We start from the raw sequence: 9,369 nt of genomic DNA on the forward strand, positions 1-9,369 counted from the left end.
GTGCGGTCTCGGTGCTCACGGCACCGCAGCCTGCCCGCCGGTGGCGGCGCCGACGAGGGCCGGAACGGCCACGGGTGCACCGGATCCCGCCACGCCGGCCGCCGGCGCCGGTCAGCCCCGGGCGCCCGGCGCCGCCGGGACCACCGCGGCCATCGACGCCGGCAGGTCCTGCGCGTGCAGCACCAGCAGCCGCTGGGTGGCGCGCGTGAGCGCCACGTACAGGTCGTTGGCCCCGCGCGGGCGGCGCAGCACCTCCGCCGGCTCCACCAGCACCACCACGTCGAACTCCAGGCCCTTGGCGCGCTGGACGTCCAGCACGCTCACCTCGGCGTCCAGGTCGTCGGGGGAGGCGGCCACCGACCCCGGCGGCAGGGCCCGGGAGACCGCCGCGCGCAGGGCGTCCGAGCCCAGCGGACCGTCCTCGTGCGCGGTGATCACCGCGACGCGGCCCTCCTCCAGCGCGCCGGCGACCCCGCGCACGGCGTCCACGACGCCCGCGGCGTCGTCCGGGCCGGCCAGGCGCACGGCCGCCGGCTCGTGCTCGCCCTCGCGCACCGGCGTGGGCGGGCGCGCGTCGATGCCCGCCGCGCGCAGCACGTCGGCGGCGACCCGGGCGATCCGGGCGGGGGTGCGGTAGTTGACGGTGAGCTCCTCCAGCCGCCAGCGGTCGTCGACCACGGGCTTGAGGGCCTCGGCCCAGCTGCGCGCGCCGGCGGGGCTGGAGGTCTGCGCCACGTCGCCCACGAGGGTCATCGAGCGCGCCGGGCAGCGCCGCTCCACCAGCCGCCACGCCATCGCCGACAGCTCCTGCGCCTCGTCGACCACGACGTGCCCGTACGCCCAGGTGCGGTCCGCGGCGGCGCGCTCGGCCACCGTGCCGGTGGGCCCGTCCACGGCGAAGCGGTCGGCCAGCAGCTCCGGCGTCACCAGCGGGTTGCCCACCCCGGAGGCCTCGAAGTCCTCCAGCACCTTGCGGGCGTAGGCGAGCTGCTGCTCGCGGTCGGCGCTGCGCGCCGCCTCGGAGGAGCCGCGCTCCTCCAGCGGCCCGAGCAGCTCGGCCAGCTCGTCCAGCAGCGGCACGTCCGCCTCGCTCCACGCCTCCGGCCGCTCGCGCCGCAGGGCGTCGCGGTCGGCGCGCGAGAGCTGCGGGGCGGCCCGGCGCAGCACCTCGGGGTTGCGGTACAGCGCGGCGAGCACCTTCTGCGGCGTCAGCGGCATCCAGCACAGGTTCACCTCGCGGCGCACGTCGACCGACTCGCGCAGCTCGGTGAGCAGGTCCTCGCGCTCCTCGGCCAGGTCCACCCCGCGCCCGCGCGCCAGCTGCTGCACCAGGGTGTTGAGCACCTCGCGCACGAACAGCACGCGCGCGGCGTTGTGCGGCTTGCGGCTGCGGCGGGCGCGGGTGCGCGCGGAGGCCACGGCCTCGGGGCGCAGCACCAGCGGCGTGCCGTCCAGGTCCAGGCGCAGCGGCGCCTCCGGCACCCGCTGGCGGGCGGCCACGGCCGCCCCCAGCACCTCGACCATGACCGACGAGCCCTTCACGCGCGCCGCGCGCGGGCCGTCGGCGCCGCGGGCGACCACGCCGGGGAACAGCTCGCCGAGCGTCATCGTCACCACGCCCGTCTCGCCCAGCGCCGGCAGCACCTGCTCCACGTAGCGCAGGAACACCGGGCTGGGCCCGAGCAGCAGCACGCCGCTGCGGGCCAGGCGGTCGCGGTGGGTGTAGAGCAGGTAGGCGGTGCGGTGCAGCGCCACGGCGGTCTTGCCGGTGCCCGGCCCGCCCTGCACGACGAGCACGCCGCGCTCGGAGGCGCGGATCACCCGGTCCTGCTCGGCCTGGATGGTGGCGACGATGTCGGTCATGCGCCCGGTGCGCGGGGCGGTGACGGCGGCCAGCAGCGCGGCGTCGCCGGTGGTGCGCTCGCCGCCGGCGGCCACGAGCACCTCGTCGTCGACGGCGGTGACGTGCCGGCCCCTGGTGAGCAGGTGCCGGCGGCGCACCACGTCGCGGGGGGCGGCGGCGGTGGCCTGGTAGAAGTCCTGGGCGGCCGGGGCGCGCCAGTCCACCAGCAGCTGCTCGCCGCGGTCGTCGGCCAGGCCCAGGCGCCCGACGTAGCGGCGGGGGTCCTCGGTGCCCTCGCGCAGGTCCAGGCGGCCGAAGCACAGCCGGTTCTCCACCGACCACAGCTGCGAGAGGCGGTCCTCGTACAGGGTGGCGAACGCGTCGCGCTCGAAGCGGTTCTGGTGGGTGCCGGTGGCGCGGGTGCGGCGCACGTCGGCCAGCTGCTGCGCGGTCTGCTCGCGCAGCTCGTCCAGCCGGGCGTACAGGAGCCCCACGCGGGCGTCCTCGCGCGCGACCTCCTCGGCGGCGCGCTCCTCGGCCTCGCTCGTCGCGTGCCCCGCGGGGTGCTCGGTGGCCTTGCTCACTCGGCGGTCTCTCCTGACGCGCGTGCCTGGTTCCGGACCCGGAGAGCCTAGGCCCGACCGCCGCCGCGCGGGCAGGCCGGTCGCCCGCCGGGGTGCGCCCGCTCGCGCCTCAGCGCCGCTGCAGCACCCCGGCGACGAAGGCGGCCTGGGCGACGTGCTCCAGGTCGTCGTCCAGGACGCTGACCAGGCGCACGCCCAGGGTCACCGGGGGGTCCCAGCGCTCGTCGACGACGCGGTCCAGGTCCTGCGCGGTGAGGGTGCGCAGGTAGCGCTCGGTGCGCTCGTGCACGGCGTCGTAGTAGCCGCCGAGCAGGTCGGCGCCGGCGCGCACCAGCCCGACCTGCTCGGGGCCGAAGCCGTAGCCGGTCTCCTCGTCGGGCAGGGGCAGCGCGAAGCGGCGCGCCCAGCCGCCGGCCGTCCAGGCCTGCTCGGTGCCGGCGACCTCGCAGACGTGGTCGTCCTGCACCCGCGCCAGGTGCCACAGCAGCCAGGCGATGGTGTTGGCCCCGGGGTCCAGGCGGGCGGTCAGCGCGGCCTCGTCGCACTGGTCGAGCACGGCGTGCACGGCGGGGCGGATGCGGCCGTGGCCGTCGAGCAGCAGGTCGGTGGCGTCCACGGGCCCCTGCCTACCCCGGCGCGCCCGCCGTCGCACCCGGGGAGCGCCCGGGGAGCCCCGGGGGAGCCCCGGGGGAGCCCCCGGGGGAGCACCCGCGGGAGGGCCCGCCGGCGGCGCCGCGGGCGCGGGCAGCGCCGCCGGCGGGGCGTTGGGCCACCCGGGGGACAGGGCGTTTCACCGGCCGGGGCGTCCGCGATGTGCAGCACGTGACCCAGACCGCAGCCCTGCAGCAGTGGTGGGCCTCGCTCGACGAGGCCCGCCGCCGCGAAGCCCTCGACATCGAGCCCGGCGACTTCCTCTCCGAGGTCGTCGCCCTCGACCTGATGCTGTACGGCGTGCACGTGCCCGACGTGGCGCTGGCGTGGGACGTGGACGGCCTGCTGCAGCGCGTGACCGTGCACGTGCAGCCGGCGGTGCTCACGGAGTTCCTCGCCGGGGTGCGCGCCCTGAGCTGAGGGCGCGCTCAGCCGCCCACGACGTGCAGGAGCCGGTCGCCCTCGCGCAGGACCCCCAGCGAGGGGTCGCCGTAGCGCAGCACCCGCTCCCCGCGCACCACCGCCAGCACCGGCACCTCCACCGAGCCGGCGGAGCGGCCCACCTCCCGCGCCGTCACCGGCCGCTCGGCGAGGTCCAGGCCGGTGCCGAAGGAGACGAGGTCCTCCACGACCTCCACGGCCGCGGGGCTGTCGGCGGCCAGGCCCAGCAGGCGCCCGGTGGTCTCGGAGGAGACCACGACGGAGCTGACGCCGCTCTGGCGCAGCAGCTCGGCGTGCTCGGCCTCCCGCGCGGCGGCCACCACGACCACGTGCGGGTTCTGGCGCCGCAGCGCCAGGGTCGCCAGGATCGCGGTGTCGTCGCGGTCCAGGGCCACGACCACGCGGGCGGCTCGGTCCACCAGCGCGGCGCGGAAGGTGTCGGCGCGCACCGCGTCGCCGGTGACGGCGACGTACCCGTCGCTGGAGGCGTCGGCGGTGGCGCGCGGGTCGCGGTCCACGACGAGGACCCGCTGGGGCGGGTGGCCGTGGCGGCGCAGCTCGCGCACGGCGTTGCGGCCCTTGGTGCCGTAGCCCAGGACGATGACGTGGTCGCGCATGCGGGCCCTCCACCGCGCCAGGCGGATCTCGGTGCGGGAGCGCTCGGTGAGCGCCTGGATGGTGGTGCCGACGAGGACGATGACGAACAGCACGCGCATGGGCGTGACGACCAGGGCGTTGAGCAGCCGCGCCCGCTCCGTCACGGGCGTGATGTCGCCGTAGCCGGTGGTGGTGAGGGTGACGGTCGTGTAGTAGAGCGCGTCGACGGCGGAGACGGTGCCGTCGGCGTTGTCGGTGTACGCGTCGGCCTCCAGCACCACCATGCCCCAGGCGAGCAGGACGAGGCCCAGCGCGATGGACAGCCGCAGCGCGATGGCGCGCAGCGGGGAGACCGGGGGGCTGGCCGGCAGCCGCAGGCGCACGCTGGGTCTGCTCACGGCACCTGCCTACCGCGCCGGGCGCCCGCGCGCTCGTCGCAGCGCCCGCCCGCGCCGCACGGCCAGGCGGCCCACCGCGGCCACCAGCCCCTGGTGCGAGCCGGGCAGCAGGCGCGCCACGAGGTCCGCCACGTGCGTCTCGGCGCCGATGAGCACCCGCGCCCGGCGCCGGCGCACGCCCTCCAGCACGGCGGCGGCGGCCACCTCCGGCGGCGTGGTGAGCAGCGCCTGGAACTCGCGCTGCTCGGCGCGCCCGCGCTCGGGGTCCACCCCGCTGCCCAGCCGCGCGTCGCGGGCGATGGCGGTGGCGACGCCGCCGGGGTGCACGCAGGTGACGCCCACGCCCGCGGGGGCCAGCTCCGCGCGCAGCGCCTCGCTGAACCCGCGCACGCCGAACTTGCTCGCGGCGTACGCGACCTGGCCGGCGGGCGCGAGGAGGCCGAACAGGCTGGAGGTGTTCACCACGTGCGAGCCGGGGGAGGCCAGCAGCGCGGGCAGCAGCGCGGAGGTGACGCGCGCGGTGGCGACGAGGTTCACCTCCAGCAGCCAGCAGAACTCCTCGGCGCTCACCTGCCGGAACTCCCCGCCCAGGGCCACGCCGGCGTTGTTGACGAGCAGGGTGATCCGCTCGTGCTCGGCGCGCACGGCCTCGGCGGTGCGGGTGGTGGCCGCGCCGTCGGAGAGGTCCACGACGCGCGCGTCCACGCCCAGGCCGGGGTGGCGCGCGCGCAGCTCGGCGGCCAGCGCGCGCAGGTTCGCCGCGTCGCGGTCCAGCAGCACCAGGGAGCTGCCGCGCCGGGCCAGGTCGCGCGCCAGCGCCCGGCCGATGCCGCCGGCGGCGCCGGTGACCACCGCGGTGCCCCCGGCGAACCCGTAGGGCCCCAGCGCCCGGCTCACGGCGCCACCCCCGCCCGCTCGCCGGCCCGCGCGTCCGGCCGCGCGCCCGCCAGCGGGGCGGTGGACAGCCGCAGGCCGCGGTCGTCGACGCGCCGGTGCCGCAGCAGCAGCACGTCGCGCAGGTAGTCCTGGTGCAGCCGCCACGGGGTGCGGGTGCCCTGGGAGGGCAGCGCCGCGGCCCCGCGGCGCACGTACCCGGAGGCCAGGTCGATCAGCGGGGCGCGGGCGGGGTCCGGCGGTGCCTGCGGGGTGGCGGTGGTGGCGCCGGTGCGCCGCATCCGCAGCAGCAGCCGGCACACGAACTCGGTGACGAGGTCGACCTTCAGCGTCCAGGAGGCGTTGGTGTAGCCGAAGGCGAAGGCGAAGTTCGGCACGCCCGAGAGCATGGCTCCCTTGTAGGCCACGGTGCGCGCCACGTCCACCGGCGCACCGTCCACGGCCAGGTGCACGCCGTCGAACAGCGAGACGGCCAGGCCGGTGGCGGTGACCACGACGTCGGCGTCCACCTCGCGCCCGTCGGCCAGGCGCAGGCCGCCGGGGGTGAAACCCCCCACGGCGCCGGTGACGACCTGCGCGGCGCCGGAGCCGATCGCCTCGAACAGGTCGCCGTCGGGCACCACGCACAACCGCTGGTCCCACGGGGCGTAGCGGGGGGTGAAGTGCGCCATGTCGTACCCCCGGGGCAGCCGGGCGCGCGCCTCCCGCAGCAGCCGGCCGCCGACGAACCGCGGCGCCCGGCGCGACAGCTCGTACGTCACCGCGCCCAGCGCGATGCGCCGGGCGCGCACCAGCCGGTGCGGCCAGCGCCCGGCGCGGCGGTCGGTGGAGGGCAGGGAGGCGATCCAGGTGGGGCTGCGCTGCACCATCGTCACCCGCGCGCCGCGCTCGGCCAGCGCCGGCACGAGCGTGACGGCGGTGGCGCCGGAGCCGATCACGGCGACGCGCCGCCCGGCCACGTCGAGGTCCTCGGGCCAGTGCTGCGGGTGCACCACCCGCCCGCCGAACCCCTCGCGGCCGGGCAGGTCGGGGGTGTGCCCGCGGTCGTAGCGGTAGTAGCCGGTGCAGGCGAAGAGGAACCCGCACGTCATGGTCGTGGTCGTCGTGCCCGTGCCGCCGGTGCGCTCCACCCGCACGCGCCAGAGGCCGCGCGCGGTGTCGAAGTCGGCGGCCACCAGGCGGTGCCCGTAGCGGATCGCGCGGTCCACGCCGAACTCGCGGGCGGTGTCGGCGAGGTACGCGCGGATGGAGGCGGCGTCGGCGATGGCGCGCCGGTCCGTCCACGGCCGGAAGGAGTACCCGAGCGTGAACATGTCCGAGTCCGAGCGCACCCCGGGGTAGCGGAACAGGTCCCACGTGCCGCCCAGGCGCTCGCGGGCCTCCAGCACCGCGAACGTCAGGCCGGGGGCCAGCCGGCGCAGCTGGCAGGCGGCCCCGATGCCGGACAGGCCGGCCCCGACGACCAGCACGTCGACGTGCTCCTCCACCACCCCTCCAGGGTTCAACGCCGCGTCGACGCTGTCAACACGGTGTCGAGAGGGGTGCCCGCCCCCGCGCCCGCGCCGGGATCCGGCTCCCGCGCCCAGCGCATGCTGCACGCCCCGGCCAGCGCGCCGCGCGCCGGCGGCAGCAGCGCCGCGCGCACCAGGTCCTCGCGGGCGCGCGCCACCGCGCCGCGGGCGGGCCTGCCCAGGGCGGTGTTCAGCCACGCGCGCCGTGCCGCCGAGCGCGCCGCGCGCAGCCGGTCCCGCTCGTAACCGGCGAAGCCCTCCACCGCGCGCAGGTCCCCGTCCGCGCCGGCGGCCAGGGCCCGCACCAGCAGCGGCGCCAGGTCGCGCGCGTCCAGCCAGCCCAGCGTCATGCCCTGCCCGCCGATGGGGCTGATCTCGTGGGCGGCGTCGCCCACGAGCACCCGGCGCCCGGCCACCAGGCGGCGGGCCATCCGCCGGCGCGGCGCGAAGGCGCTGACCATCGTGCTCGACGCCGGGTCGAGCACCTCCCCGGTGCGCCGGCGCACCAGGGCCGCCAGGACCGCCGGGTCCGCCGCGAGCGGGCGCCGCCCGGTGTGCACCACCCAGCGGCGCACGCCCCGCGGCAGGGGGAAGGACTCCACCACCCCGCCCGGTTCCAGGTGCACGACCGCGGTGCCGGCGTCGGCGGTGCCGTCGGCGACGTCGCCCATGAGGTAGGCGTCCGGGTAGGTGCGCGCGACCGCGCCGATGCCCGCGCGCTCGCGCACCGCGCTGCGCGCGCCGTCCGCGCCGACCAGCACCCGCGCCCGCCACAGCGCGCGCGCCCCGCCGGGCCCGGCGGCGTCGACCACGACCTCCCCGCGCCCCTCGCGCGCGTCCAGGACCTGCCAGCCGCGCCGCAGCGCGCCGGGCGCCAGCCGGGACAGGCCCTGCTCCAGCAGCGCCTCGGTGCGCTGCTGCGGCAGGGCCAGCACGAAGGGGTGCTCGGGCCAGGCCCGCTCGAAGCTCAGCCGGCCCAGCTCGCGCCCGCGGCTGCGCGCCACCCCGCCGCCGATGCGCACGCCCTCGGCCAGCACCGCCGCCTCCAGCCCCAGCGCGCGCAGGGCCAGCAGCGCCGGCGGGTGCAGGCCGATGGCCCGCGAGTGCGCCGGCGCCGCCGCGCGCCGCTCCAGGACGACCACGTCCACCCCGTGCCGCGCCAGCAGCGCGGCCAGGAACAGCCCCGCCGGCCCGCCCCCGGCGACCAGCACGTCGCAGGTCCGCGCGCGCTCCACCCTCAGCCGCCGGCCGCGTCGTGCACGAGCAGGGTGCGCGCCGGCCAGGGCCGCTCCACGCGCCAGCCGGCCGGGACGGCCGCGGCCAGCTCGGCGGCCGTGAAGCTGCGGCGGATGGACGTCAGCCCGTCCTCGCGGATGAAGGAGCCGGGGAAGAACGGGCGGGTGCCGGCGGAGAACAGGGCGTACGCCCACCGGCTGCGGGCGATGTCGCTGTGCACGGCGCGGCGGCGGGCCAGGACCCGGGAGTCCTCCAGCAGGGCGGCCAGCTGCTCCGGGTCCAGGTGGTGCAGCAGGTGGTTGGAGACCACCAGGTCGAAGCGCTCCCCGGCCGCGACGAGGTCGCCGCTGCGCGCGCGGCGGAAGCGCACCCCGGGCACGGGCGGCTGCCGCGCCGCCCAGGCGTGCGCGCGCTCGTCCGGGTCCACGCCGGTGACCTCCAGCCGGTGGCCGTCGCGCCGCGCCCACCGGGCCAGGGCGCGGGCGAGGTCCCCGCCGCCGCAGCCGACGTCGAGCAGCGAGGTGGGCCCCTCGCGCCGCAGCAGCGGGCGCAGGTGGCGCCGGTAGGTCACCCGCCAGCCGGCCACGACGGCGTTGACGAGGCGGAACTGCGCGTAGGTGCGGTGCAGCGCGGTCAGGTCGCAGCCGGGGTCGTCCATCCGCTCGGTGGCGCGCTCGTCGCGCCGGCGCAGGGACGGCGCGCTCACCGCGACCCCCCGGCGGCGCCAGGTCCCGGGCCGGTCACGGGCACCATCGCCGAGCGGGTCCTGTCCCACACGCGCGGGGAGCGGTCGGCGTGCTCGGCGGCCAGCGCGGCGCGCACCTGCTCCACGTCCATCCCGGGCGGGGCCAGGCGGTGCTCGCCCAGCTCCTCGAAGCGGTCCTCGGCGAAGCAGTAGGCGACCCGGTCCAGGGCGTTCATCTGCCGGATCGTGATCAGCTCGTCGACCAGGACGTCCTCGGGCGCGGCGGCGCCGGGGTGCAGGCCGCGCGCGGCGGTGCGGAACTCCTCCCCGCGGGCGGCGTCGGTGAACGCGTAGCGGTGGTCCCCGCCGCGCCCGTCGTCGCTGACCAGCCCGAAGCCCTGCCCGTGGCGCAGCAGGTCGCAGGACCACTCCACGCGCCCGTCCGGCTCCTCGCTCTCCCGGTACCCGGCCACGCCGTAGCGCTGGTGGGGGTGGCTGGTCGGCAGGACCACGGGGCGCAGCTCCTCGG

At 78.4% G+C, this 9,369-nt stretch carries 9 protein-coding genes; 1 reads left to right on the top strand and 8 read right to left on the bottom strand.

Features of this window, described 5'->3' with window-relative positions; all coding sequences use genetic code 11:
• Nucleotides 1-111: 111 nt before the first annotated feature.
• Nucleotides 112-2,427, bottom strand: a complete 2,316-nt coding sequence (locus GTR00_RS25670) for a HelD family protein (protein ID WP_166611070.1) — start codon at nucleotides 2,425-2,427, stop codon at nucleotides 112-114.
• Between the two features lie 109 nt (nucleotides 2,428-2,536).
• Complete coding sequence (locus GTR00_RS07840; RefSeq protein WP_166611071.1) at nucleotides 2,537-3,043, bottom strand: mycothiol transferase; 507 nt, start codon at nucleotides 3,041-3,043, stop codon at nucleotides 2,537-2,539.
• Nucleotides 3,044-3,249: 206 nt separating this feature from the next.
• Between GTR00_RS07840 and GTR00_RS07845 the strand changes: the two genes are divergently transcribed.
• Nucleotides 3,250-3,498: a hypothetical protein gene (locus GTR00_RS07845; protein WP_166611072.1), complete on the top strand. Its 249-nt coding sequence runs from the start codon at nucleotides 3,250-3,252 to the stop codon at nucleotides 3,496-3,498.
• An 8-nt stretch (nucleotides 3,499-3,506) separates the two neighbouring features.
• On the opposite strand, the gene GTR00_RS07850 is transcribed toward GTR00_RS07845, so the two are convergent.
• The 6 genes from GTR00_RS07850 to GTR00_RS07875 all read right to left on the bottom strand — a co-directional run.
• The gene (locus GTR00_RS07850; protein ID WP_166611073.1) at nucleotides 3,507-4,514 is read right to left on the bottom strand and encodes a potassium channel family protein; all 1,008 of its coding nucleotides are present in this window, start codon (nucleotides 4,512-4,514) and stop codon (nucleotides 3,507-3,509) included.
• A gap of 9 nt (nucleotides 4,515-4,523) precedes the next feature.
• Nucleotides 4,524-5,411 (bottom strand): SDR family NAD(P)-dependent oxidoreductase, encoded by an 888-nt coding sequence (locus GTR00_RS07855; RefSeq protein WP_205705310.1) that lies wholly within the window; start codon nucleotides 5,409-5,411, stop codon nucleotides 4,524-4,526.
• The gene (locus GTR00_RS07860; protein ID WP_205705311.1) at nucleotides 5,408-6,913 is read right to left on the bottom strand and encodes a flavin-containing monooxygenase; all 1,506 of its coding nucleotides are present in this window, start codon (nucleotides 6,911-6,913) and stop codon (nucleotides 5,408-5,410) included. Before GTR00_RS07860 ends, GTR00_RS07855 begins: the two co-directional genes overlap by 4 nt.
• Complete coding sequence (locus GTR00_RS07865) at nucleotides 6,910-8,130, bottom strand: FAD-dependent oxidoreductase (protein WP_205705312.1); 1,221 nt, start codon at nucleotides 8,128-8,130, stop codon at nucleotides 6,910-6,912. The genes GTR00_RS07860 and GTR00_RS07865 overlap by 4 nt, the downstream gene beginning before the upstream one ends.
• Before the next feature lie 26 nt (nucleotides 8,131-8,156).
• Nucleotides 8,157-8,861 carry a class I SAM-dependent methyltransferase gene (locus GTR00_RS07870; protein ID WP_166611075.1) on the bottom strand — a complete coding sequence of 235 codons (705 nt, stop codon included), beginning with the start codon at nucleotides 8,859-8,861 and terminating at the stop codon, nucleotides 8,157-8,159.
• Nucleotides 8,858-9,369 (bottom strand): hypothetical protein (locus GTR00_RS07875; RefSeq protein WP_205705313.1); only part of this gene is annotated, 512 nt, incomplete at its 5' end. The genes GTR00_RS07870 and GTR00_RS07875, both read right to left, overlap by 4 nt.

Source organism: Kineococcus indalonis, from assembly GCF_009906395.1.
GTDB lineage: Bacteria > Actinomycetota > Actinomycetes > Actinomycetales > Kineococcaceae > Kineococcus > Kineococcus indalonis.